General features: G+C 62.8%; 24 protein-coding genes and 1 pseudogene. 21 read left to right on the forward strand and 4 right to left on the reverse strand.

Annotation, left to right across the window (positions count from 1 at the left end):
* The first annotated feature begins 306 nt into the window (after positions 1-306).
* Together J3P73_RS08020 and J3P73_RS08025 are read left to right on the forward strand one after the other, a co-directional pair.
* Positions 307-1,710 (forward strand): aminotransferase-like domain-containing protein, encoded by a 1,404-nt coding sequence (locus J3P73_RS08020; RefSeq protein ID WP_163884986.1) that lies wholly within the window; start codon positions 307-309, stop codon positions 1,708-1,710.
* 243 nt (positions 1,711-1,953) lie between these two features.
* Positions 1,954-2,322 (forward strand): DUF983 domain-containing protein, encoded by a 369-nt coding sequence (locus J3P73_RS08025; protein WP_017990843.1) that lies wholly within the window; start codon positions 1,954-1,956, stop codon positions 2,320-2,322.
* A gap of 99 nt (positions 2,323-2,421) precedes the next feature.
* Here J3P73_RS08025 and J3P73_RS08030 read toward each other — a convergent pair whose 3' ends face one another.
* Positions 2,422-3,321, reverse strand: coding sequence for a LysR family transcriptional regulator (locus tag J3P73_RS08030; RefSeq protein ID WP_207579859.1), 900 nt, complete (start codon positions 3,319-3,321; stop codon positions 2,422-2,424).
* A 143-nt stretch (positions 3,322-3,464) separates the two neighbouring features.
* Between J3P73_RS08030 and J3P73_RS08035 the strand changes: the two genes are divergently transcribed.
* The 4 genes from J3P73_RS08035 (at position 3,465) to J3P73_RS08050 (ending at position 6,191) form a co-directional block, all read left to right on the forward strand.
* Positions 3,465-4,076: a glutathione S-transferase family protein gene (locus J3P73_RS08035; RefSeq protein ID WP_018070961.1), complete on the forward strand. Its 612-nt coding sequence runs from the start codon at positions 3,465-3,467 to the stop codon at positions 4,074-4,076.
* A 60-nt stretch (positions 4,077-4,136) separates the two neighbouring features.
* Positions 4,137-5,069: a pyridoxamine 5'-phosphate oxidase family protein gene (locus J3P73_RS08040; RefSeq protein ID WP_018070962.1), complete on the forward strand. Its 933-nt coding sequence runs from the start codon at positions 4,137-4,139 to the stop codon at positions 5,067-5,069.
* Positions 5,070-5,148: 79 nt separating this feature from the next.
* The gene (locus J3P73_RS08045; RefSeq protein WP_017963583.1) at positions 5,149-5,610 is read left to right on the forward strand and encodes a nuclear transport factor 2 family protein; all 462 of its coding nucleotides are present in this window, start codon (positions 5,149-5,151) and stop codon (positions 5,608-5,610) included.
* A 20-nt stretch (positions 5,611-5,630) separates the two neighbouring features.
* Positions 5,631-6,191, forward strand: a complete 561-nt coding sequence (locus J3P73_RS08050) for a TetR/AcrR family transcriptional regulator (protein ID WP_018070963.1) — start codon at positions 5,631-5,633, stop codon at positions 6,189-6,191.
* A 143-nt stretch (positions 6,192-6,334) separates the two neighbouring features.
* On the opposite strand, the gene J3P73_RS38060 is transcribed toward J3P73_RS08050, so the two are convergent.
* Positions 6,335-6,466, reverse strand: a complete 132-nt coding sequence (locus tag J3P73_RS38060; protein ID WP_003546730.1) for a hypothetical protein — start codon at positions 6,464-6,466, stop codon at positions 6,335-6,337.
* Positions 6,467-6,623: 157 nt separating this feature from the next.
* Between J3P73_RS38060 and J3P73_RS08055 the strand changes: the two genes are divergently transcribed.
* Entirely contained in the window at positions 6,624-7,328 is a 705-nt protein-coding gene (locus J3P73_RS08055; protein WP_207579860.1) for a hypothetical protein, read from the forward strand.
* Between the two features lie 51 nt (positions 7,329-7,379).
* The gene (locus J3P73_RS08060; protein ID WP_007626707.1) at positions 7,380-7,685 is read left to right on the forward strand and encodes a Dabb family protein; all 306 of its coding nucleotides are present in this window, start codon (positions 7,380-7,382) and stop codon (positions 7,683-7,685) included.
* Positions 7,686-7,927: 242 nt separating this feature from the next.
* Here J3P73_RS08060 and J3P73_RS08065 read toward each other — a convergent pair whose 3' ends face one another.
* Positions 7,928-9,154 carry an MFS transporter gene (locus J3P73_RS08065; RefSeq protein ID WP_026170813.1) on the reverse strand — a complete coding sequence of 409 codons (1,227 nt, stop codon included), beginning with the start codon at positions 9,152-9,154 and terminating at the stop codon, positions 7,928-7,930.
* 332 nt (positions 9,155-9,486) lie between these two features.
* Here J3P73_RS08065 and J3P73_RS08070 point away from each other — a divergent pair, with 332 nt between their 5' ends.
* The 8 genes from J3P73_RS08070 (at position 9,487) to J3P73_RS08105 (ending at position 16,699) form a co-directional block, all read left to right on the forward strand.
* Positions 9,487-9,735, forward strand: coding sequence for a hypothetical protein (locus tag J3P73_RS08070; protein ID WP_017963587.1), 249 nt, complete (start codon positions 9,487-9,489; stop codon positions 9,733-9,735).
* 55 nt (positions 9,736-9,790) lie between these two features.
* On the forward strand, positions 9,791-10,462 hold the full coding sequence (locus J3P73_RS08075; protein WP_003546765.1) for a response regulator transcription factor: 672 nt from the start codon (positions 9,791-9,793) through the stop codon (positions 10,460-10,462).
* Positions 10,452-11,855, forward strand: a complete 1,404-nt coding sequence (locus J3P73_RS08080; RefSeq protein WP_018070966.1) for a sensor histidine kinase — start codon at positions 10,452-10,454, stop codon at positions 11,853-11,855. The genes J3P73_RS08075 and J3P73_RS08080 overlap by 11 nt, the downstream gene beginning before the upstream one ends.
* A 118-nt stretch (positions 11,856-11,973) precedes the next feature.
* The gene (locus tag J3P73_RS08085; protein WP_130661270.1) at positions 11,974-12,396 is read left to right on the forward strand and encodes a hypothetical protein; all 423 of its coding nucleotides are present in this window, start codon (positions 11,974-11,976) and stop codon (positions 12,394-12,396) included.
* A 154-nt stretch (positions 12,397-12,550) separates the two neighbouring features.
* Positions 12,551-13,729 carry a c-type cytochrome biogenesis protein CcmI gene (gene ccmI, locus J3P73_RS08090; RefSeq protein WP_422921328.1) on the forward strand — a complete coding sequence of 393 codons (1,179 nt, stop codon included), beginning with the start codon at positions 12,551-12,553 and terminating at the stop codon, positions 13,727-13,729.
* A complete protein-coding gene (ccmE, locus tag J3P73_RS08095; RefSeq protein WP_130661272.1) occupies positions 13,726-14,253 on the forward strand; it encodes a cytochrome c maturation protein CcmE in 528 nt (175 codons plus the stop codon). Before ccmI ends, ccmE begins: the two co-directional genes overlap by 4 nt.
* Positions 14,250-16,247 (forward strand): heme lyase CcmF/NrfE family subunit, encoded by a 1,998-nt coding sequence (locus J3P73_RS08100; protein WP_130771283.1) that lies wholly within the window; start codon positions 14,250-14,252, stop codon positions 16,245-16,247. The genes ccmE and J3P73_RS08100 overlap by 4 nt, the downstream gene beginning before the upstream one ends.
* On the forward strand, positions 16,244-16,699 hold the full coding sequence (locus J3P73_RS08105) for a cytochrome c-type biogenesis protein (RefSeq protein ID WP_018070971.1): 456 nt from the start codon (positions 16,244-16,246) through the stop codon (positions 16,697-16,699). The genes J3P73_RS08100 and J3P73_RS08105 overlap by 4 nt, the downstream gene beginning before the upstream one ends.
* A 141-nt stretch (positions 16,700-16,840) precedes the next feature.
* Here the strand turns inward: J3P73_RS08105 and J3P73_RS37500 are convergent.
* A pseudogene (locus J3P73_RS37500) lies at positions 16,841-16,945 on the reverse strand (IS5/IS1182 family transposase); the annotation flags it as partial.
* Between the two features lie 105 nt (positions 16,946-17,050).
* On the opposite strand from J3P73_RS37500, the gene J3P73_RS08110 reads away from it, so the two are divergent.
* The 5 genes from J3P73_RS08110 to J3P73_RS08130 all read left to right on the forward strand — a co-directional run bounded on the left by J3P73_RS08110 (position 17,051) and on the right by J3P73_RS08130 (position 24,581).
* Entirely contained in the window at positions 17,051-17,365 is a 315-nt protein-coding gene (locus J3P73_RS08110; protein WP_130664347.1) for a hypothetical protein, read from the forward strand.
* 304 nt (positions 17,366-17,669) lie between these two features.
* Positions 17,670-19,262 (forward strand): Do family serine endopeptidase, encoded by a 1,593-nt coding sequence (locus J3P73_RS08115; protein WP_018482544.1) that lies wholly within the window; start codon positions 17,670-17,672, stop codon positions 19,260-19,262.
* A 67-nt stretch (positions 19,263-19,329) separates the two neighbouring features.
* On the forward strand, positions 19,330-20,085 hold the full coding sequence (locus J3P73_RS08120; protein WP_018482543.1) for a response regulator transcription factor: 756 nt from the start codon (positions 19,330-19,332) through the stop codon (positions 20,083-20,085).
* A complete protein-coding gene (locus J3P73_RS08125) occupies positions 20,082-21,491 on the forward strand; it encodes a sensor histidine kinase (RefSeq protein WP_018482542.1) in 1,410 nt (469 codons plus the stop codon). Before J3P73_RS08120 ends, J3P73_RS08125 begins: the two co-directional genes overlap by 4 nt.
* A 132-nt stretch (positions 21,492-21,623) precedes the next feature.
* Positions 21,624-24,581: a bifunctional [glutamine synthetase] adenylyltransferase/[glutamine synthetase]-adenylyl-L-tyrosine phosphorylase gene (locus J3P73_RS08130; RefSeq protein ID WP_130680863.1), complete on the forward strand. Its 2,958-nt coding sequence runs from the start codon at positions 21,624-21,626 to the stop codon at positions 24,579-24,581.
* The last annotated feature ends 59 nt before the right edge of the window (positions 24,582-24,640 follow it).

Consider the following 24,640-nt stretch of genomic DNA (forward strand, 5'->3'; position numbering starts at 1 on the left):
ACGCGGCCGATTGTCTTGCCGTCCTCGCGCCTCACCCGGGCCCTCTCGGGTGAAAGCGTCATTGGCGCGCACGCTGCCGAAATCGGCCTGCGACAGCGCGGTCGCCATGCCAGATTGTATTTGCGCAAATAGTAGTCAAATCCGGCGACAATCCGTCATTAAACGTATCAAGGCGTGCGCAAAAGCTGTGGCATTCCGTCCTGCGTCGCTCTCCGGACTCGGAGGCGCGACATTTTTCGTGACAGCGACCCTGTGCAACAATATACGGTCAATCTCATCAGGAATCAGACTGACACGGATCACGACATGAAAGACTGGCATCCCGATCTCAGCCGCAGCAGCAGCCCCCGTTATATGGCGATCGCGGATGTGATTGAAATGGATCTGCGCAGCGGGCATCTGGTGGTTGGGGATCGGCTGCCGCCGCAACGCGAACTCGCCAAGCGGCTGAATGTCGATTTCACGACGGTGGCCAGAGGGTATGTCGAGGCGCAGAAGCGCGGGCTTGTGGATTCGCATGTCGGCCGAGGCACCTTCGTCACCGGTGGCGCGGACAAGGAGCGCCAGGGATTCGCGCCCGACGCTACGCCCGATCCCCGCCGCGCCTCCATCGTCGATTTCTCGATGAACATGCCCCCGGAACCGGACGACCCCGAGTTGATCGCCCGCATGCGCGAGGGCATGTCGGCGGTGGCGGCGAGCCTCATTCCGCTTTTGCGCTACCAGGGTTTCGGCGGCTCCAGCATGGACAAGGAGGCTGCTGCCTCCTGGCTCAGCCGTCGCGGGCTGGTGCCCTCGCAAGAGCGCATCTTCGTCACACCCGGCGCCCATCCGGCCCTGCTGGCGATCTTCGGCCTGCTTGCGAAACCGGGCGAAACCGTGCTTTCGGAAATCATCACCTATCCCGGCATGCGCTCGATCGCCGCCCAGCTGCGGCTCAATCTGGTCGGCTTGCCGATGGACGAGGACGGTATCCTGCCGGATGCCTTTGCAGACGCCTGTGAGAGATTGAAACCGAAGGCGCTCTATCTCAATCCGACGCTGCAGAACCCGACGACGCTGACCATCCCGGCCAGGCGCCGCGAGGAGATCTGCGCCGTCGCCCGCAAATATCATGTACCGATCGTCGAAGACGATGCCTACGGTTTCATTCCGCAGCAAGGCCCGGCGCCGCTCGCCGCCATGGCGCCCGATCTGACCTGGCATATCGGCGGGCTGGCGAAATGCATCGGCGCGGGTCTGCGCCTTGCCTATGTCGTGGCGCCTGACAGCAAGGCCGTGTGGCCCTTCGTCAGCGCCATGCGCGCCAACAATGTCATGGCCTCGCCACTGACCGTGGCGCTCGCCACCCGTTGGATCGAGGACGGCACGGCCGATACGATCCTGCGTTTCATCCGCGCTGAGGCCGCCGCCCGCCAGCAAATGGTCGCTGCCATCCTGCCGGCCGGCAGCTACCGCGCCGATCCGATCAGCTTCAACATCTGGCTGCCGCTCTCCAACGGCTGGACCCGCTCCACCTTCGGCAGCCATACCCGTTCTTCCGGCATCGGCGTCGTCGCAAGCGATGCCTTCACGGTCGAGGGCACGGCACCCGAGGCCGTGCGCGTCTGCCTTGGCGGACCGATCACCCGGGAGAAACTGCAGGGCGCACTGGAATTCATGGCCCATGCGCTGGAAGGCCCGCCTGAGATGGCGGCGTCGTTCTTCTGACGCAGAATTCCGCCACGGGCTGATTAGGCACTGACAAAAGCCGGAAGCGGTCAAGAATCAGATCGGCCGCACCCAAATGCTGCTTCGGAAATCTGCAGTCAGCTTGCTGCCGGCCTGCGCTGGGAGCTCTGCGGCATTCTGGCGAATTGACTGGTAATTTCCTTCCAATGTAATTATATTGCGTGCAGTCATTATAGGGCATTGATCGCATCAATGTCTGCGGCACAGAAAAGCGAGATCGTCATGGATACGGAATATCCCCCACTTCCTCCGATACAGACCGGTATCAGGGGGCGCTGCCCGCGCTGCGGCCAAGGTCATATGTTCAAGGGCTTCCTGACGCTGCAGCCGGAATGCGAGGTTTGCGGCCTCGATTATTCCTTCGCCGATCCGGCCGACGGCCCGGCCTTCTTCGTCATCTGCTTCGCCTGCATCCCGAGCGTGCTGCTCGGCGTCTGGCTGGAGGTGGCCTTTTCGGCGCCGATCTGGGTGCAGCTTCTGGTCACCGGTCCCTTCATGCTCGCCACCTGCATTCCGCCGCTGCGGCCGCTGAAGGGCTGGCTGGTCGCCAGCCAGTATTTCTACAAGGCGGAAGAGGGCAAGCTCGCCTAAGCATGTCGCGCAAAACTGTGCAGCGGTTTTGCGAGAACGACATGCGTAAAAACAAAGACCTAAAGCGCGAGGGGCGAATCTGAAAGATCGCGACGCGCTTTAGGGCCTGTTCAGCGTAGCGCGCAGGCGCGGCGTCGCGAAATCGAGCAGCGCCCGCAGCTTCAGCGGCACCAGTCCCTGCGCGGGATAGACGAGATGCACCGGCGCCGGCGGCGGTTCGAAATCTTGGAGCAGCGGCACCAGCAGGCCGGCCATCTCGGCGCGTGCGGCCTGGTAGGAGAGCACGCGGGTGATGCCGAGGCCGGCGACAGCCGCATCGACCGCGGCCTCGGCAGTGTTGACGGCCAGCCGCGAGCGGATCGGCACTGCGAGATCATGTTTCCCCTCGGTGAATGTCCAGCTTAGCATCGAGGCCATACCCTCGAAGGTGACGCAGTCATGCCCAGCGAGATCGCCTGGATGCCGGGGCAGGGCGTGCCGCGTCAGATAATCCGGACTGGCATAGACCGTACGGCGGATCGCGCCGAGCCTTGTGGCGATCAGGTTGCTGTCCGGCAGGTTGCCGATCCTGAGCGCTACGTCGATATGATCCTCGACGAGGTTCGATAACCGGTCGCCAAGCATCAGCCTCAGATTGATATCGGGATAGGCTTTCAGGAAATCCACGACGACGGGTAGGACATGCAGCCGCCCGAAGACGATCGGTGCGGTCATCGTCAGCTCGCCCTTCGGGGTGCTGTATTCACCGGCTGCCGTCCGTTCCGCCTCTTCCACCCGATCGAGAATCTCCCGCGCCGCCTCGACATAGGAGCGGCCGGCTTCAGTCAGCGTGATCTTCCGGTTGCTCCGCTGCAGCAGCTGGGCGTTGAGATGTGCTTCCAGTTCTGAAACCTTGCGGCTGACGGTCGCGAGCGGCGATCGCAGATGCCGTGAGGCGGCCGACAGGGTGCCCTGTTCGACGACGGCAAGGAGCACGGTCATGGCGTCGAGGCGATCCATTCTATCCTTCCATAAATTGGTAACATGCCTTCCAGATTAGCATTCTACTGCAGTCAGATGGAAGGCAGTAAATTATGTAGCAGATGGTTCGAAGCGGCCATCGGCAACCGCGTCCCGTCGATTAGAAGACCAAAGGAACCATCATGAAACTCTATCATCACCCGCTTTCCGGCCATTCGCACCGGGCTCACCTGTTCCTGTCGCTGCTTGGCGTGCCCTATGAACTGGTCGAGGTCGACATGGCGGCAGGCGCCCACAAGGCTCCGGACTTTCTGAAGCTCAATCCCTTTGGCCAGGTGCCGGTGCTAGACGACAATGGCACGGTCATTGCCGATTCCTCTGCCATCCTCGTCTATCTCGCGCGCAAATACGGCCGCACCGACTGGCTGCCGGAAGAGGCGGTGGCCGCGGCGCGGATACAGAAATGGCTCTCGGTTGCATCAGGCGAGATCGCCTACGGACCATGTGCTGCGCGCCTGGTCACCGTATTCGGCGCCGATTTCCGCACCGACGAGGTGATCGGCCGGGCGCACCGCATTCTCGCGCTGATCGAGGCGGAGCTCCACGGCCGCAGCTTCCTGCTCGGCGACAATCCTGTGATCGCCGACGTGGCGCTCTACAGCTACATCGCCAATGCGCCGGAGGGTAATGTCGATATCTCGGCCTATCCAGGCGTTCGTGCCTGGCTTGCGCGCATTGAGGCGCTGCCGGGTTTCGTCGGTTTTCGCAAGACCAAGATCGGCCTTGCCGCGTGACAAGCCGCCGGGGCAGGTCGCTGTCCCGGTTCCCCAAATGGTGCTCAAAAGGAGGCCGTGATGCTCGAGCAGACAAGACAGGACGCCACATCGCCCTGGCATGTGGGTGAACTCGCCATGCAGCGCAGTGTCGGTGTCGCTGAACGCATGGATGGGCCGGGAAGAAAATTCGTCCGCAAGGCCATGCCGGAGCAGCACCGCGCCTTCTTTCCGATGCTGCCTTTCGTCGTGCTCGGCGCCGTCGATGCCAAGGGCGATGTCTGGGCAACGGTGCGGGCTGAGCGCCCGGGTTTCATGGCTTCGCCGGAGCCGGAGATTCTCGAGGTCCGCCTGCCGCGCGACGCAGCCGATCCTGCCGACGCCGGCATGGAGGACGGCGATGCGATCGCGATGCTCGGCATCCAGCTCGAGACCCGGCGGCGCAACCGGCTGAACGGCGTGATCCGCAGGACGGATGCTGGAGCTTTCCAAGTGCGCGTCGGCCAGAGCTTTGGCAATTGTCCGCAATATATCCAGCTTCGCTCTTCCGCCTTCGTCCGCGATCCCGATATGCCCACGACGATGCCACCCATTCATTCCGGCCAACTCGACGATCGGGCGCGACAGATGGTGGAGGGCGCCGATACGTTTTTCGTCGCCTCCTATGTCGACCGCGACAATGGCGAGCGGCAGGTGGACGTGTCCCATCGCGGCGGCAATGCCGGCTTCGTCCATATCGGCGCCGACGGCGTGCTGACCATTCCCGACTTTCCCGGCAATCGGTTCTTCAACACGCTCGGTAATTTCCTCGTCAACCCGAAGGCGGGGCTGGTGTTCATCGATTTCGAAAGCGGCGACATGCTGCAGATGACGGGAAAGGTCGAGGTGCTGCTGGATTCGCCTGAGATCGCCACCTTTCAACGGGCGGAACGGCTGTGGCGCTTCACGCCCGAAGCGATCGTGCTTCGCCCGGACGCCCTGCCGCTGCGATGGAGCCAGCATCGCGACCTCTGAGGCGAAACGTCGCTTCGAGCCAGCTTGCCAACGAGTGTACCGATAGGTACAACAATAACCAATCAGTACAGGAGAGTTCATGTCCAGCCTCGTCCCGCCTTTCACCCTTGAGACCGCCACCCAGAAAGTCCGTCTTGCCGAGGATGGCTGGAACAGCCGTGATCCCGAGCGCGTCTCGCTCGTCTATACGCCGGACAGCCGCTGGCGGAATCGTGCCGAATTCATCACCGGCCGCGCCGAGATCGTCGCCTTCCTCACCCGCAAATGGGCAAAGGAGCTGGATTACCGGCTGATCAAGGAGATCTGGGCCTTCACCGATCATCGCATCGCCGTGCGCTTCGCCTATGAATGGCACGATGACAGCGGCAACTGGTTCCGCTCTTATGGCAACGAGAACTGGGAGTTCGACGCCGCCGGCTTGATGCAACGCCGCTTCGCCTGCATCAACGACCTGCCGATCCGGGAATCGGAGCGCAAGTACCATTGGCCGCTCGGCCGACGACCGGACGACCATCCCGGTCTGACCGAACTCGGCCTCTAAACAAGCCAAGGAAGCCGCGGGTGAAGACCGTCTACGAACGCGCCGACATCGTACCGCTGCTGGCGGAAATCTTCCGCGAGCTCGGCTATGAGGGCACGTCACTCAGCCGCATCACCGAACGCACCGGCATCGGCAAGGGCAGCCTCTACCACTTCTTTCCCGGCGGCAAGGAGGAGATGGCGGGCGCCGTGCTCGCCGATGTCGATGCCTGGTTCGAACATGCGATCTATCAGCCGCTAAGAAAGGACGACGCCGATCAGGCGATCGCCGCGATGTGGACGAATGTGAGCGATTATTTCCGCTCCGGTCGTCGCATCTGCCTCGTCGGCGCCTTTGCGCTTGACGAGACCCGCGAGCGGTTTTCAGCAGCGATCGGCGATTATTTCATCCGCTGGATCGACGCCTTGCGTTCGGCGCTGATGCGGGCAGGCTGCCCCGAGGGGGAGGCGCAAACGCTCGCCGAAGAGGGCGTCGCGGGCATTCAAGGCGCGCTGGTGCTGTCGCGCGCGCTGGACGACAGGATGGTTTTTACCCGATCATTGGACACGCTGGCGAAACGGTTTGATTCTGTGATGCGATGAGGGGCGGTAATGTGATGAGGGGGCAAACCGCTGGGACGTTGATTGCAACTGTGAAAAATTCACCCGGCCACATCGACTGGCCGGGGCATTGATCGAGCGCAGCGCGGCGCTCGAGCTTACATTGGTAACGTTTTGCGTGTATTTCAGCGTTGTTGTTGAGGCTGCTGGGCCGGGCGCGTATTTTCCCGTTCAGGGCGAACCTGGCGCCATTCGTTTTCCATCTGATCGACGACATGCTGAGGAATGGTGGTTTGGCTATTGGCGGGCGTCTGCATCGGAAGTCTCCTCTGTTCGTGGTAAGGCTTCGGGGCAAGAAGATGCATTGCATAAGACAAAAGGCGTGTAAATCAGTGGTTTAAACACTTTAAACGATTAAATGGAATTTAATCGATTAAGACGGTTTTAACCATGATATTTCGAGGGAAGCGCGGAATGGTTGTCCACATGGACCGGGCATTCTTTTTCGATACGGTACGGCACCGACTCTTCAAAGGAAACCTGACTCAGCCTCAGGTAGTGGGCATCACGGCGATTCTCGACGCTTGGGAAGAACGGTTTGCCGATGCCGACCGGCGGTGGCTCGCCTATATCCTCGCAACCGCTTATCACGAGACTGCCTATACGATGCAGCCGGTGCGTGAGACGCTGGCGGAAAGCGATGCGCGCGCGGTCGAGATCCTGGAGACGGCCTTTGCCGCAGGCCGGCTCTCCTGGGTGAAGACGCCCTACTGGCGGCCGGACGAGGATGGCTGCAGCTGGCTCGGCCGCGGCCTGGTGCAGCTCACCCATAAGCGGAACTATGAGGCGATGAGTGCGCTGACGGGGATCGACCTCGTTGCCGAACCCGACCGGGCGATGGAGATGGATGCGGCGGTGACGATCCTGATCGAGGGCATGCTGCAGGGCAGCTTTACCGGCCACAAGCTCGCCGATCATCTGAATGCAACGACCGCCGACTGGGTGAATGCGCGCCGCATCGTCAATGGCACCGACCGGGCGGAAAAACTCGCAGCTTACGCCATGGATTTCGATGCGGCGATACGTCCCGATGCTGCGCAGGGCATGCTCGCGCGGTTGAAGGCCTGGGGCTCGCATGTTATCGCCCGGCTGACGCCTGGAGCGCCACGCATCCGATAGGATGCGCCAAGGTCGCTCCATCATTTTGATAAATCTGACAGGAGCTTCCGCGTGATCCGTCATATCGTCTTCTTCACTGTGCAGGAGGAACATCTGCAGGAGGTGAGGGCCGGGCTTTCGATTCTGACCGGCATTCCGCATGCGCGGCTGCTGGAAATCGGCACCAACGTGAAGACCGATCAGCTGGGCACCGAGATCGATCTTGTGGTCTATGGCGAATTCGACGATGAGGCGGCCCTTGCCGCCTACAAGGCGCATCCCGATTACCAGCTCTCGATCGAGCGCGTGCGGCCACTCCGGGAAAAGCGCATCGCCGCCGATTACGACAGCCGCACGGCGGTGACGCGGCCGCTCTGAATTGCCAAAGCATTTAACTGCCAGGCTACATTCAATTGAAATTTCAAATGGATGACTGACTGTCCGGATTCGGATCGTTGCGAAGCTGACTCAGCTTCTGAGCCACCGAACTCAACTTTCGAAAAAGCGGCGGCAAGCGATTCAAAAGATTCATCAAAAGGGGCTGTTGGTTCATGGTCTGGTTGCCGCAGCGGTTGCGGCGCGCGGGCTAAAAGCCGCTTTCGTCCATGCGTGGGTGATAATCAGGAGACATTAAGAATGGCTGACTCGGATGCGCGGGCGCCGCGCACCAGCGCCATCAGCATCAGCACGAAGGTGAGCGACAATGCCGCGAGAACGGCGCAGGCGGCGAGCGCCGGGCCGGTGCCGGCGCGGTCGAGGATGGCGGTGAAGATGACCGGGGCGATGGCGTTGGCGAGATTTTGCGGCAGCGACAGCCTGGCCGATTGCAGTCCGAATTCGCGCGGTGAAAACAGCGCCAACGGCAGCAACGCGCGGGCGACGGTCATGACGCCGGCACCGAAGCCGTAGAGCAGGATGAAGGTGACGAGCAGCGGTGTCGACGGGCTGGCGACCAGCATTGTCAGGAAACTGAACATCACCAGACTGATACCCGTGATCGCACTGAGCATGGGGTTGCCGCGCCGGCCGAGCAGCATGTCGAGGAAACGCGCCGAGATGCCGATGACGCCGCGCGCCGAGCCGAGCTGCAGCGCAACGGCCGGCGAGGCGCCGGATTGGCGGAAGATCTCGAGCAGCGATGGGGAGATGCCGAAGGTGATGAAGGTCGAGATCGTCGTCGCCGCGGCAATCAGCAAGAAGGCCTTGCGCTGCGCCGCTTTCGATAGCGGCACCGGGGCGATTTCAGCCGCCCCGCCTTCGACATGCGTTGCGATCGGTTTCGGCAGGGCGAAAAGATGCAGCGGCAAGCAGACGAAGAATTGCAGCGCCGCGCAGACGAGAAAGGTGAGGCGCCAGCCGACCGTCTCGTTGAGCAGGCTGAGGATCGGCCAGAAGATGGCGCTCGACAGCCCGGTGAACAGCATCAGGATGGCGATGACGCGTTTGCCGTTCGCCCCCTCGCGCTCGACGACGGCGGTATAGGCTGGTGCCGAGAGGCCAAATGCGCCGCCGATGCCGATGATGACCCAGGCGCTCGCATAGAGCACGATGCCGTTTGCGGCGGCAAGCAGAAGCAGGCCAAGCGCAAAGGTCAGCGAGGCGGCCGAAAGTACTCGGGCAGCACCATAGCGGCCGAGCCATCGGCCGGTCGCGGGACCGACGATGGCGCTGACCACCATCATGATCGTCAGGCCGGCAAATACCACCTCGTTCGCCAGGCCGAGATCCGGCGCTACGACGCGGCCCATGACCCCGAGCATGTCGAAAGTCGTGCCCCAGCCGATCAGCTGGGTAACGGCAAGGACGGTGACCGTCTGCGCCGAGCGGAAGCGGGAGGATTTTGGCATTGGTGCTGAAACGGTCTGAAATGCGGGGGCAGCAAGGACATAACAGTTTCAACCGGCCGGTGAAAGCTGCGGTCGGCAGGAATGAGAAGAGCGCGGACGATTCGCAGACAAAGACTATGGTGTCGGTCCCGCCGGCTCCCCACCTTTACGAGAGGTGATAAAGAACGCGTGGATTCCAAGGCTGGAGGACATCGTTTTGGGGCGCTGAAACAGGCTGTCCCGAACAGTCGAGAACAGTTCTAAACACCCTGCATTACAGCGCATTCATTTGCCATTCAGGTCGCGTGAGTACATATTCGGGGCAAGTTGGCATTACCTTGAAAGCATAACACATGGCCTTTCCTCTGAGCGTCGCAGCATTGGCCGCCGGACTGGTGGTATCGGCGCCCTCACCGGACGCCACGAGCACTTTTGTCGTGCGTGTCGGAGGCGATTGCAGCGCCGCCGCAGCCCAGGTCGTCGAGCAGACCGGCGGCCAGCTGCTGTCCGTGCAACCGGTGGGCGATACCTGCATCATCACCGTTCTTGTGCAGGGCAACGGCCAGCGCCCACGCAAAGTCACGGTAAAGGTTCCGATGTAGGCGGAATCGGCTTATTCAGGACATTGATCGATTTGAAGCGGACGAAGGCGGACCGATGCGCATCCTGGTAGTCGAAGACGACGTTAATCTGAACCGGCAGCTGGCCGACACGCTGAAGGAGGCGGGCTATGTCGTCGACCAGGCGTTCGACGGCGAGGAAGGCCATTTCCTCGGCGACACCGAACCCTATGACGCCATCATCCTCGATATCGGCCTGCCGGAGATGGACGGGGTCACCGTTCTTGAGAAATGGCGCGGCGCCGGCCGCGGCGTGCCGGTGCTGATCCTGACGGCGCGCGACCGCTGGAGCGACAAGGTCGCCGGCATCGATGCCGGTGCCGACGATTACGTCACCAAGCCCTTCCATGTCGAGGAAGTGCTGGCCCGCATTCGGGCACTGATCCGGCGTGCGGCCGGGCATTCCTCATCCGAGATCATCTGCGGGCCGGTACGCCTCGATACCAAATCCTCGAAGGCGACGGTCAACGGCACGACGCTGAAGTTGACCTCGCACGAATATCGGCTGCTTTCCTATCTCATGCATCACATGGGCGAGGTCGTCTCGCGCACGGAACTGGTCGAGCATATGTACGACCAGGATTTCGACCGTGATTCCAACACGATCGAAGTCTTCGTCGGCCGCCTGCGCAAGAAAATGGGCGTCGACCTGATCGAAACGGTGCGCGGTCTGGGTTACCGCATCCAAGCGCCGAAACATGCGAATTAAGTCGCTCACCGCACGTGTGTTGTTGCTGACCACGGTCTGGTCGACGGTGGCGCTGGTGGTGATCGGCCTCTTGATCTCCACCCTCTACCGCAAGAGCGCCGAACGCGGTTTCCAGGATCTGTTGAGGGCGCAGCTCTACAATGTCATCAATTCGGTGACGATCGGCGATCAGGGCGCACTCAGCGGCAGCCCGCAGCTCGGCGACCTGCGCTTTGCCCAGCCGAAGACCGGCTGGTACTGGGTGGTGGAGCCGCTCGGCACCTATACGACCGCACCGCTGGTCTCGCCTTCGCTCGGCTCGGCGCTCATCCCGGTTCCCTCCGTCGTCGAGGCGCCTTTCGACAAGAATTACGAGCGGTACTATCAGGTGACGGATGCCTCTGGGAACCGTGTGCAGGTGGCCGAGACCGAAGTGGTGCTTGATACCGACGGGCGCGCGGCACGCGTCCGCGTCACCGGCAATGTCGATGTCGTCGAGGACGACGTGCGCACCTTTTCCCACAGCCTCTATCTGGCGCTTGCCGGTTTTGGCGTCGGCAGCCTGATCGTCAACGCCCTGGCGATTCTCTATGGTCTGAAGCCGCTAGACAAGGCGCGTGCCGCACTGGAGCGTATCCGCGCCGGCGAGAGCGAGCAACTGAAAGGCGACTTCCCGCGCGAAATCCTGCCGCTCGCCAACGAGGTGAATGCGCTGATCGACAGCAACCGCCGCATCGTCGAGCGGGCCCGCATGCAGGTCGGCAATCTCGCGCATTCGCTGAAGACGCCGATCGCCGTGCTGCTCAACGAGGCGCGCGTCCTGGAGAAATCCCATGGCGAGCTGGTCCGCAGCCAGGCGGAATCGATGCAGGGGCAGGTGCAGTCCTATCTCAATCGGGCGCGCATTGCCGCGCAGCGCGAATCCGTGCTCGCCCGCACCGATGCCGAGCCGGCGCTAGAGCGGCTGGTGCGCGTCATGCGCCGGCTGAACGTCGATACCGAATTCGATCTCGTCGTTTCGCCGCCGCATCTGGCCGTTGCCATGGAGCAGCAGGATCTCGAGGAGACCGTCGGCAATCTCCTGGAAAATGCGGCGCGTTTTGCCAAGAGCAGGGTGCGGCTCTCGGCCGTCGAGGCCGGCGAGGATGTGAAGGGGGTTGAGGCGAGCGCGCGCCGCCACTGGGTGGAGCTCGCCGTCGAGGATGACGGGCCGGGCCTGGAGCCGGATCAGATCCGCGAGGCGCTGAAACGTGGCCGCAGGCTCGACGAAAGTAAGCCGGGAACCGGGCTCGGCCTTTCGATCGTCACCGAGATTTCCAATGAGTACCAGGGACGGCTCGAGCTTTCCCGAGGTGAATGGGGCGGGCTGAAGGCGAAGCTTATCCTGCCTGGCGTCACAAAGGATGTTGCATGAGCAACTGCTTGATGTCACAAAGATACTGGCAAATGCATAGCATGCTTTGCCTTAATGCTGACACGGGGACGCTGCACTTCGATCGGCTGAAATTGACCCCTGATCGTGGTTCGACGCAATGATTTTACGCTCGCAAGGCATGATCGCTTCCGCTCTTCTCGTCGCCGTCGCGCTGTCCGGCTGCACGACGACGAAGAGTGCCGCCTCGCGCGGCATTTTTTCGAGCAAGCCCTCGGCATCGGCTGCCTTCATCACCGCGCTGCAGGGCGGCATCGTCGGCCGCAGCGGCGTGACGCTGAACGACAGCGACAAGCAGCGGGCGCTCGAGGCGGAATATCGGGCCTTGGAAGGGGCCGCCGTCGGCCAGCCTGTGCTCTGGACCGGCAAGGACGTGATCGGCAAGGTCGTTGCGGCTGCGCCCTATCAGGTCGGTTCGCAGAACTGCAGGCAATACACCCACACGCTGACCGTCGACGGCAAGGACACGGTGGCGCGGGGCGCTGCCTGCCGCAACGACGACGGTAGCTGGTCACCGCTCTGAATTGCGGCTTATAGAGCGCCGCGCGTCCGACAGGACGAGCTAAGGACGCTCTATCACTTTAAACCAGCACATAGGGATTATGTGCTAGCCTCAAATCTTCGTCATTCCGGCTTTGGCAGTTGGAATGAAGGCGCGCTTCACGTATTTGGGCGACATGCTGTTCTGGATTCTCGTTGCCGCTTTGACGGCAGCCCTCGCCGTCATCCTGCTCTACCCCCTTCTGCGCGGAGCGAAGGCGGCGGATAATATCCGTGCGGGCGAGACGGCGGTCTATCGCGACCAGTTGCGCGAACTCGACCGCGATCTCGATGGCGGGCTGATCACCCCGGAGGAGGCTGACTATGCCAGGGCGGAAATCGGTCGGCGGCTGATCGCCGTGTCTGCTGACGAGCCGGCTGAGACACCGAAACCCGCGCGGCATCACCGTTTCACCGAGGCCTTCGTCCTCCTGCTCTTGCCGGTTCTCGGCCTCTGTCTTTATTTGACGACGGGCAGGCCGGACCTGCCCTCGCAGCCGCTCGAAGCGCGGCTGGAAAACCCTGGCAACGACGTGGCGGTGCTGATCACCAAGGCGGAACGGCACCTGGCTGAGAAACCTGATGACGGCAAGGGCTGGGACGTGCTGGCGCCGATCTATTTCCGCACGATGCGCGTCAACGACGCGCAAGTGGCCTACCGCAACGCCATCCGGCTTCTCGGCCCGAGCCCGGTCCGGCTCGATGGCCTTGCCGAGACGCTGATGGCGGTCTCCGATGGGGTGGTGACGGAGGAGGCGCGCCAGGTGCTGGAACAATCGCTGATGCTGGAGCCTGACAATCCGCGCGCCCGCTTCTATATCGCCCTTAGCATGGAGCAGGCGGGACGGCCCGATGAGGCGCGCCAGGCCTTCGAGGCGCTGGCGAAACAATCGCCCGCCGATGCGCCCTGGCTGCCGCTGGTCAACCAGCATATCGCCATGAACGGCGGCGCGCCGGCAGGCGCCGGTTCGGCTGCCCCGGGCGCCGGTTCGGCTGCCCCGGGCACCAATCCAAGTGCCCCAGGCAATCCCACGCAGCAGGATGTGGCGGCAGCCGAGACCATGAACGCCGGCGACCGGCAGCAGATGATCCGCGGCATGGTCGAAAGCCTCGATGCCAAGCTCAGCGAGGATCCGAACAATTTCGAGGGATGGATGCGGCTCGTCCGCTCTTACGCCGTATTGAACGATAAGGATCGCGCCGCCGGCGCCCTGAAGCGCGGGCTTGCGGCCTTTCCGCCGCCCGGCGAACAGGGCAGGCAATTGCTGGCGCTTGCCAGGGAACTCGGCATAGCCACGGAGGGAGCGACGCAATGACGCGCAAGCAGAAGCGCCTCGCGGTGATTGCGGGCGGGATGGGATTCATCCTCGCCGCCGTGCTGCTGGTGATGTTCGCCTTCAGCCAGTCGGTCGCCTATTTCTACATGCCGGCGGATCTGGCCAAGACGCCGGTGGCGCCGGAAACCCGCATCCGTCTTGGCGGCCTGGTCGGGGAAGGCAGCGTCGTGCGCGGCACCGGCTCGACGGTGGAATTTGCCGTTACAGACGGCAGCACCAATGCCGTGAAGGTCAAATATACCGGCATCCTTCCCGATCTCTTCCGCGAGGGCCAGGGCGTCGTCACCGAAGGCATGTTCACTGCCGGAACGAACGTCTTCGTCGCCGACACCGTGCTTGCCAAGCATGACGAGACCTATATGCCGAAGGACGTGGCCGACAGGCTCAAAGCCCAGGGGCTGTGGAAGGAAGGCCAAGGCCAGGAAGCTCAGGGCCAGGAAAACTCTGGGAAACAAGCTCAGGGGAAACAAGTTCAGGGGCAGGAAGTGAAGGCGACGCCATGATCATCGAGATCGGCCACTACGCGCTGATGCTGGCGCTGGCCACGGCGCTCATCCTCTCCATCGTGCCGGTGATCGGAGCCCGTCGTCACGACCGGGCGATGATGGATGTGGCGACGGTTGGCTCGCTGGCGATGTTTGCGCTTGTCACCTTCTCCTTCGCCGTGCTGACCTATGCCCATGTCGTCTCGGATTTCTCTGTCAAAAACGTCTGGGAGAATTCGCATTCGCTGGTGCCGCTGCTCTACAAATACTCCGGCGTCTGGGGCAATCACGAGGGATCGATGATGCTCTGGCTGTTGATCCTGACGCTGTTCAGCGCGCTGGTCGCCGTCTTCGGCCGCAATCTGCCGGAGACGCTGAAGGCCAACGTATTGGCCGTGCAGGCCTGGATTTCGGTCGCCTTCACGCTGTTCATTCTGTTGACCTCCAATCCCTTCCTGCGGCTTGACCCGGCGCCGGCCGAGGGCCGCGATCTCAACCCGGTGCTTCAGGATGTTGGTCTGGCGATCCACCCGCCGCTGCTCTATCTCGGTTATGTCGGCTTCTCCGTCTGCTTCTCCTTTGCCGTTGCTGCTCTGCTAGAAGGACGCATCGACGCCGCCTGGGCGCGCTGGGTGCGGCCCTGGACGCTGGCCGCCTGGACCTTTCTGACGCTTGGCATCGCCATGGGCTCCTACTGGGCCTATTACGAGCTCGGCTGGGGCGGCTGGTGGTTCTGGGACCCGGTGGAAAACGCCTCCTTCATGCCATGGCTCGCCGGCACCGCCCTGCTGCATTCGGCGCTTGTCATGGAAAAGCGCGAGGCGCTGAAGATCTGGACGGTGCTGCTCGCCATCCTCACCTTCTCGCTGTCGCTGATGGGCACCTTCCTGGTGCGCTCCGGCGTGCTGACCTCGGTGCATGCCTTTGCCAGCGACCCCTCCCGCGGCGTCTTCATTCTCTGCATCCTGCTGATCTTCATCGGCGGGGCGCTGTCGCTGTTTGCCTTCCGCGCGCCGAAGCTCGCCGCCGGCGGGCTGTTTGCGCCGATCTCGCGCGAGGGCGCGCTCGTCGTCAACAATCTGATCCTGACGGTCGCCTGCGGCACGGTGCTCACCGGCACGCTCTATCCGCTGCTGCTGGAAACGCTGACCGGCGACAAGATCTCCGTCGGACCGCCTTTCTTCAACCTGACCTTCGGCCTGCTGATGGCGCCGCTGATCGTCATCGTGCCGTTCGGGCCGATGCTGGCCTGGAAGCGCGGCGATCTGCTCGGCGCGCTGCAGCGGCTCTATGTCGTCGCAGGCCTCGCCTTCCTTGCCGCAGTGGTCTTCTTCTACATCGAACATGGCGGGCCGGTGCTTGCCGTCCTCGGCCTGGCTGCCGGGCTGTTCCTGGTCCTCGGTGCGGTCGCCGATCTCTGGTATCGCGCCGGCATCGGCAAGGTCGCGGGCAGCCTTGCCTGGCGCCGGCTTTCCGGCCTGCCGCGTTCGGCCTTCGGCACGGCGCTTGCCCATGCCGGGCTCGGCGTCACCGTGCTCGGCATCGTCGCGGTGACGACCTTCCAGAGCGAACACGTCATCGAGATGAAGCCCGGCGAGGTGACCGAGGCTGGCGGTTACAGCCTGCATTTCGACGGCATGCAGCCGGGGACCGGGCCGAACTATACCGAGGAGCGCGGCCACTTCACCATCCGTCGTGCCGGTGTCGCGGTTGCCGATACCTGGTCGGCCAAGCGGCTCTATACCGCCCGGCAGATGCCAACGACGGAGGCGGGCATCCTGACCTTCGGGCTCAGCCAGCTTTACGTATCGCTCGGTGACGCCACCAAGGATGGCGGCATCGTCGTGCGCATCTGGTGGAAGCCGTTCATTCTCTGCATCTGGGGTGGAGCGGTGATCATGGCCTTTGGCGGCCTTGTCTCGCTCAGCGACCGGCGCCTGCGTGTCGGCGCCCCGCGCCGCAAGGCGAAGCCGGCAAAGCCGGCAGCTCCTGCAATGGAGCCGGCCGAATGATGCGCCGTCTCCTCCTGGCTGTCGCTTTGCTGCTGATGGCCGCCCCCGCCTTTGCCGTCAATCCGGACGAGGTGCTGGCCGATCCGGCGCTCGAAGCGCGCGCCCGCGCCCTTTCGGCGGAACTGCGCTGCATGGTCTGCCAGAACCAGTCGATCGACGATTCCAACGCCGACCTGGCCAAGGACCTGCGCCTGCTGGTGCGCGAGCGCATCACCGACGGCGACAGCGACGAAGCGGTGCTGACCTATATCGTCTCGCGCTACGGCGAGTTCGTGCTTTTGAAGCCGCGTGTCAGCATGAAGACGGGGCTGCTCTGGGGCGCACCGCTGCTGCTGGTCCTCGCCGGCGGGCTGTCACTGCTGGTCTTTGCCCGCAACAGGGTCGGCAAGCCGACCGGAAGCAAGCTGACGGCCGACGAGCAGGCGAAGCTGAGCGAGCTTTTGAAAAAGTAGGCGGCCCGCCGGCGGCAACGCTATAAAAGGACGCCGACTTGAGGCTAAGTTTTCAGAAGCGATAGCAATTCATTGGTCGCAACAATGAGTTCCTGAAGTTGTCCGGCGGATGGCCGCAGATCTACGTTGCCGTGGATGAGCTGGCATGAACGGCTCGATCATGCTCCATTCGCGATCTGCCATATCGCTTGCGTAGCGCATGCCGCTTCTATCATGTTGACGCCGGGTAGAGGGTGTCCAGACCATTCGACCTCTCCGTATTTGTCGCAATACAGGAACTTCCAGACATTCATGTTATTGCATTCGATGACGAATAGGACATGAGGCGCCCTATGGCTGGAAATCAGATCAATGACCTATGCTGCTCTCAAAATCCCCAAGTTCCTTAGTGTGTTGACGGTGTTGGCAGCAGGGCTGCTCTCTGGCTGCGCCAGAATGCCACCGGTATTTTCGGACGATGGCGCGACAATTTTATTCAAGGGTGAAAAGTTTAAGTACCGGGCTCCCGGTCAAGCCGAAGTGTCTTGCGAATTTGACGATCAGCGAAAAGTGGCAGTTTGTGACAATGGCCTAATCTCTGAGTTGATAGTGGCTGGGCTTCCCTTCCATGGCGTCGTCTTAGTTGAATTCGATGGGCGGCGGTTTAGGCCCGCAGAACATCCCTAAACGATTGCGCGGTTCAAAAGCTGATCGCCGCTATTAAGCCACTCCTCAGGACCAGCCGCCGTTCTTGGACGGACACTTACACCATGCAAAATATGCTGATCGCTCGTCTCGCGTTTAGCGGCGAGGGCTTCACCCAAGAGGTCAAGCCTTCGGCACAAACCATATGCGTTTGGCCCTTTGCCAAACATTACCAACTTTTCATTGGCCGGACAGTTCGCAGTAAGGTGCGGCGTCCTATATCCTTAGTCATCGACTGATCCGGCGTCGCCGGTCTGAAGATCTAAGAACAAGAGAAGGTGCTCCAATGCTCAAGAATTTCAACGGACGTCCGTCCCTCGCCACCGTGCTCAAGGCTTCTACCGTTGCCGGTATCGCAGCCGCTGTGCTCGCAACCGGCGTTCCGCTCGAAATCACCCGGTCTTATGCCGAAGCTGTCAAGGTTCAGGCGCCTGCCGTTCCGAGCTTCGCCAATGTCGTCGACGCCGTTTCGCCGGCCGTCGTTTCCGTCCGGGTCGAAAACCGCGTCAATCCCGTCTCCGACAACAATGACGGCTTCTCCTTCGATTTCAACGGCCGCGGCTTCGACGACCTTCCCGACGATCATCCGCTGAAGCGGTTCTTCAAGCAGTTCGGCCAGGATCCGAATGACCAGCAGGGCCATCCCAAGCGCTTCGGCCAGAACGGACCGAATGGTGGTCCGAATGGTCCGGGCGGCAAGGGTCGCCTCCGCCCCGTTGCCCAGGGCTCTGGCTTCTTCATCTCCGAGGATGGCTATATCGTCACCAACAACCACGTCGTTTCCGATGGCCAGGCCTTCGTCGCCGTCATGAATGACGGTACCGAGCTCGATGCCAAGCTGATCGGCAAGGATCCGCGCACCGACCTCGCCGTGCTGAAGGTCGACGGCAAGGGCAAGAAGTTCACCTACGTCAACTGGGCCGACGACAACAATGTCCGCGTCGGCGACTGGGTCGTTGCCGTCGGCAATCCCTTCGGTCTCGGCGGCACGGTCACGGCCGGCATCGTCTCGGCTCGCGGCCGCGATATCGGCTCCGGTCCTTATGACGATTACCTGCAGGTGGATGCCGCCGTGAACCGCGGCAACTCCGGCGGTCCGACCTTCAACCTCAGCGGCGAAGTCGTCGGCATCAACACCGCGATCTTCTCGCCGTCGGGCGGCAGCGTCGGCATCGCCTTCGCCATTCCCGCCTCGACCGCCAAGGACGTCGTCGCCGATCTGATGAAGGATGGCCAGGTCTCGCGCGGCTGGCTGGGTGTCCAGATTCAGCCGGTAACCAAGGACATCGCCGAATCCATCGGCCTTTCCGAGCCGAGCGGCGCTCTGGTCGTTGCCCCGCAGGCCGGATCGCCGGGTGACAAGGCCGGCATGAAGGCCGGCGACGTCGTCACCGCGCTGAATGGTGAGACGATCAAGGATGCCCGTGATCTCAGCCGCCGCATCGGCGCGATGCAGCCGGGCAGCAAGGTCGAGCTTTCGGTCTGGCGCGCCGGCAAGGCCCAGCCTCTCACCGTTGAACTCGGCACGCTGCCGATCGACCAGAAGGATGCGTCTGCCGATGACAACAGCCAGCCGCAGCAGCCTGAGGCACCGGCTTCCGAGAAGGCGCTTGCCGATCTCGGCCTGACGGTCGGCCCTTCCGATGACGGCAAGGGCCTGGCGATCACCGGCATCGACCCGGACTCCGACGCTGCCGACAAGGGCATCAAGGAAGGCGAGAAGATCACTTCGGTGAACAACCAGGAGGTCTCCAGCCCCGACGAGGTCGTCAGGGTGCTGAACCAGGCCAAGAAGGACGGCCGCACCCGCGCGCTCTTCCAGATCCAGTCCAACGAAGGAAGCCGTTTCGTAGCGCTTCCGATCAACGGCCAGGGCTGATCCCTAAGACAACTTGGAGCCGTGCGGACGAAAGTCCGCGCGGCTCGATTCTTCTGACCTTTGAAGGATGATCGCGATGAGCGCCGCCCCGCAGGAAGATGCTTTGAGCCTTGCCGAAACGCAGCTGGTGGGTAATGTCGGCCGCATGAAGATTCTCATCATCGAAGATGATCTCGAAGCCGCGGTCTACCTCACGAAAGCCTTTCGCGAGGCGGGCATCGTCGCCGATCACGCCAGCGACGGCGAGAGCGGCCTGTTCATGGGGTCGGAAAATACCTACGACGTCATCGTCATCGACCGCATGCTGCCGCGCCGCGACGGGCTTTCCGTCATCAGCGAGTTGCGCCGCAAGGCCATCCATACGCCGGTCCTCATCCTCTCCGCGCTCGGCCAGGTCGATGACCGCGTGACCGGTCTTCGTGCCGGCGGTGACGACTACCTGCCGAAGCCATATGCCTTCAGCGAGTTGCTGGCGCGCGTCGAGGTGCTCGGCCGCCGCAAGGGCACGCCCGATCAGGACGTCGTCTATCGCGTCGGCGATCTCGAACTCGATCGGCTCTCCCACGAGGTGCGCCGCGGCGGCAAGGAGATCCTGCTGCAGCCGCGCGAATTCCGCCTGCTCGAATATCTGATGAAGAACGCCGGCCAGGTGGTGACCCGCACCATGCTGCTCGAAAACGTCTGGGACTATCACTTCGACCCGCAGACCAACGTCATCGACGTCCATGTCTCGCGCCTGCGTTCGAAGATCGAGAAGGACTACAGCCAGCCGCTCCTGAAGACCATTCGCGGCGCGGGGTATATGATCAAGGATGAGGGATGAGCCGTTTCAAGGTTCTCTTCAAGTCCACTGCAGTCCGCCTTTCGGCACTCTACATCCTGCTTTTCGCCATCTGCGCCGCGACGCTCGTCTTCTATGTGACGGCGATGTCGGAGCGGCTGCTGACGGGCCAGATCCGCGACGCCGTCAGGCAGGAGGTGGAGCAGGTGCAGCGCGCCTACGACACCGGCGGCATGAACCTTCTGCTGCGCACGATGGAGCGGCGTGCCCGCCAGCCGGGCGCCAACCTCTACATCATCGCCGGCCCCTCGGGCGATATTCTCGCCGGCAACGTCGCCTCGGTGCAGCCGGGTGTCTTCGAGGAGATCGGCTGGACTTCCGCGCCCTTCGGCTACCAGCGTTATACCGACAGCGGCGTCGAGCGCCGCCATAGGGCGATCGCCAATATCTTCGTGCTCGACAATGGCCTCAGAATCCTGATCGGCCGCGACCTCGGCGACCCCGAGCGTTTCCGTCTGCTGGTGCGCCAGGCGCTGATGGTGGCCCTGGCGATCATGGGGCTTGGCGCGATCATCATCTGGTTCGCCATCGGCCGCAACGCGCTGAAACGCATCGACCGCATGTCGGATGCCAGCAAGAAGATCATGGCCGGCGATCTGTCGCAGCGCCTGCCGGTGGGCGGATCGGGCGATGAATTCGACCGCTTGTCGATGTCTTTGAATACCATGCTGGAGCGCATCGAGAAGCTGAACGAGGGCCTGCGGCAGGTCTCCGACAACATCGCCCATGATCTCAAGACGCCGCTGACGCGGCTGCGCAACAAGGCGGCCGATGCGCTCGATATCGCCGACGGCGAGACGCGGCGCACCGCGCTCGAAGGCATCATTTCCGAATCGGATCAGCTGATCCGCACCTTCAACGCGCTGTTGATGATCTCCCGCGTCGAGGCCGGATCGGTCGCGGCTGAAATGTCGCCAGTCGAGCTTTCGGCCATCGTCTCCGATAGCGCCGAGCTTTACGAACCGGCGGCGGAGGAGGCCGGGCTCGGCCTGAGCTCCAGCATCGAACCGGATGTCGAGGTGCAGGGCAATCGCGAGCTGATCGGCCAGGCGATCTTCAACCTGCTCGACAATGCCATCAAATATTCCGCCGATACCGAAGGCGCGGGCAAGGTATCGCTGAAACTCGCCCGCCGCCCGGACGGCATCTGCCTTTCCGTGGCCGACCACGGACCGGGCGTTCCGGCCGACCGGCGAGACGACGTGGTGAAGCGCTTCGTCCGCCTCGATGAAAGCCGGTCGAAGCCCGGGACGGGGCTCGGGCTTTCGCTGGTGGAAGCGGTGATGGAGCTGCACAATGGCCGGTTGGAACTCTCCGATACCGATCCTGATAAGCCGGAACAGCGCGGATTGACCGTCAGCATGATCTTCCCGGCCAAGGCTGCCTGATGGTTCGATGCCGATGATCGGCTGAATCGCGTATTGGCGGTTTTCCGCCGAGACCCTAGTTTAATGCCGGTTGAAGGAGGCGTTCCCGCGATTCTGCGGGACCGCTCCTGAGGCGCGAAAGAGGGAGAGCGTATGCTGACGAAATCGACGCATGGCCTGAAGGATGTCGCCGAAGGGCTGCTGCGTCCGCTGAACCAGACGGAGTTGAAGCTGGCGCTGGCCGACCTTCAGGAGGCCGGCAGGAGTGAGCCGTCGGTGGCTGCGATGCTGAAGACGGAAGGCCCGCTTCGCGATTTCATTGCCGCCGTGCTGACACTGTCGCCTTATCTGCGCGAAATTGTCAATCTCGATCCCGCCATCCTCGCCGGCGCCATCACCGAACCGCTGGAGCCGCAGATCGAGGCGCTGGTCGCCGAGGCGCGGCGCTGCTGGCAACGGGACGGCGAGGGGGCGGCGCCTTCGGAATCCGTGGTGATGAGCAGGCTGCGCATCATCAAGCGCAAGGTGGCTTTCCTCGTCGCACTCGCCGATCTCGCGCGCATCTTCGACGGCCGGGCGACGACAGCCTGGCTGAGTGAGCTTGCCGAAGCTTCGGTTGCCGCCGCGATCGACCATCTGCTGCTGGCGGCGCATGAGGGTGGAAAGCTGCGGCTGCGGGATCTGGCAGCACCGAGCGACGGCTCCGGGCTGATCGTGCTCGGCATGGGCAAACTCGGCGCATCCGAACTCAACTATTCCTCCGATATCGACCTCGTCGTCGTCTTCGACGAAGAGGCCGGTATCGTGCCCGACCCGGACGACGCGATCGAGGTCTTCCCGAGGATGATGCGCCGGCTGGTGCGCATCCTGCAGGAGCGCACAGCCGACGGCTACGTCTTCCGCACCGATCTCAGATTGCGCCCCGATCCCGGTTCGACGCCGCTGGCGATCCCGGTCGATGCGGCGATGATCTATTACGAGGGCAGGGGCCAGAACTGGGAGCGGGCGGCCTTCATCAAGGCGCGCGCCGTTGCCGGCGACCTGACGGCGGGCGGCGATTTCCTGCGCGGCCTTGCCCCTTTCGTCTTCCGCAAATATCTCGATTACGCGGCGATTGCCGATATCCATTCGATCAAGCGGCAGATCCATGCACACAAGGGCCACGGCGCCATCGCGGTCAAGGGTCATAACGTCAAGCTCGGCCGCGGCGGTATTCGCGAGATCGAATTCTTCGTCCAGACGCAGCAACTGATCGCCGGCGGCCGCATGCCGGCCTTGCGCGGCCGGGCGACGGAAGAAACGCTCGGAGAACTCACCAAGGCGAAATGGATCGACGCGGAGACCCGTGACGAATTGACGGAGGCCTACTGGTTCCTGCGCGATGTCGAGCATCGCATCCAGATGGTGCGCGACGAGCAGACCCACCTGCTGCCGGAAACGGATGCCGACCTGAAGCGCATCGCCTTCATGATGGGCTTTTCCGACACGCCGAGCTTCTCCGAACGGCTGGTCGGCGTGCTGAAGACGGTCGAGCGGCGTTATGCCCATCTTTTCGAGCAGGAGAGCAGGCTTTCCACCGACACCGGCAACCTCGTCTTCACCGGCCAGGGCGACGACCCGGATACGCTGGAGACGCTGAAGAAACTCGGTTTTACCAGGCCGTCCGACATTTCCCGCATCATCCGCACCTGGCACTACGGCCGCTACCGCGCGACACAATCGGTGGAGGCGCGCGAAAGGCTGACGGAGCTGGCGCCGTTGCTCCTGCGGGTCTTCGGCGAAAGCAAGCGCGCCGACGAGGCGCTGCTGCGCTTCGACAGCTTCATCTCCGGCCTTCCCTCCGGCATCCAGCTCTTCTCGCTGCTCGGCAGCAACCCGGCGCTGCTGTCGCTGATCGTCAACATCATGTCCTCGGCACCCCGGCTTGCCGAGGTGATTGCCGCCAAGCCGCATGTCTTCGATGGCATGCTCGATCCCGGCCTGATGGCCGAGCTGCCGACGCGTGATTATCTCGGTGAACGGCTGAAGGGTTCGCTTGCCCAGGCGCGCCACTATGAAGAGGTGCTCGACCGGCTGCGCATCTTCGCCGCCGAGCAGCGCTTCCTGATCGGCATCCGCCTGCTCACTGGTGCGATCAACGGCGTGATGGCCGCACGCGCCTTCACGCATCTCGCCGACCTCGTCATTGCAGCAGCACTCGATGCCGTGGTGAGCGAGATGCGGGCAGCACATGGCGATTATCCCGGCGGGCGCATCGCGGTCGCCGGCATGGGCAAGCTCGGCAGTTTCGAGCTGACGGCCGGTTCCGACATCGATCTGATCCTGCTCTATGATTATGACGACGCGGCCTCCGAATCCGATGGGCCGAAGCCGCTCGACGCGACGCGTTACTTCACCCGCATCACCCAAAGGCTGATGGCCGCCTTGTCGGCGCCGACCGCCGAAGGTGTGCTCTATGAGGTCGACATGCGGCTACGCCCATCCGGCAACAAGGGGCCGGTTGCCACCCGCATCAATGCCTTCGGCAAGTACCAGCGCGAAGAAGCATGGACCTGGGAGCATATGGCGCTCAGCCGCGCCCGGCTGATCTGCGGCAATGAGAGCTTGATCGCCGAGGCGGAACTGATCGTCCGGGAGGTGCTGTCGGCCGATCGCGATATTGCCAAGGTGGCGCATGACGTCGCCGAAATGCGCGAACTGATCGACAAGGAAAAGCCGCCATCCGGCCCGTGGGACCTGAAGCTGATCCCCGGCGGCGTCATCGATCTCGAATTCATCGCCCAGTACCTGGCGCTGATCGCGCCGACCAGGGGTGTCGGCATTGCCGTCAATGGGATGAGCACCGGCGAAGCCCTGAAGGTGCTTGGCGACCGGCTGATGGCAACCGTCGATCTCGACATATGCCTCGAGGCTTTCGCGCTTTATACCGGCCTTTCGCAACTGATCCGCCTCTCCATCGACGGCCTGTTCGATCCGAAGGACGCGCCGGCGGGCCTCGTCGAACTCGTCTGCCGCGCTGGCGACTGCCCTGACATCAAGACGCTGGAAGGAGAGGTGAAGCGGCTTTCGAAAGCGGTTCGGAAAATATTCCTGAATGTCGTGAAAGCCTGATCTCACATCAGATGGAACAACCGCGAGGATTATCGCGAGCATCGCCTGTCGGAATCTCG

Origin of the sequence: Rhizobium ruizarguesonis (assembly GCF_017357285.1) — a bacterium.
In the GTDB taxonomy this organism is placed as follows: domain Bacteria; phylum Pseudomonadota; class Alphaproteobacteria; order Rhizobiales; family Rhizobiaceae; genus Rhizobium; species Rhizobium ruizarguesonis.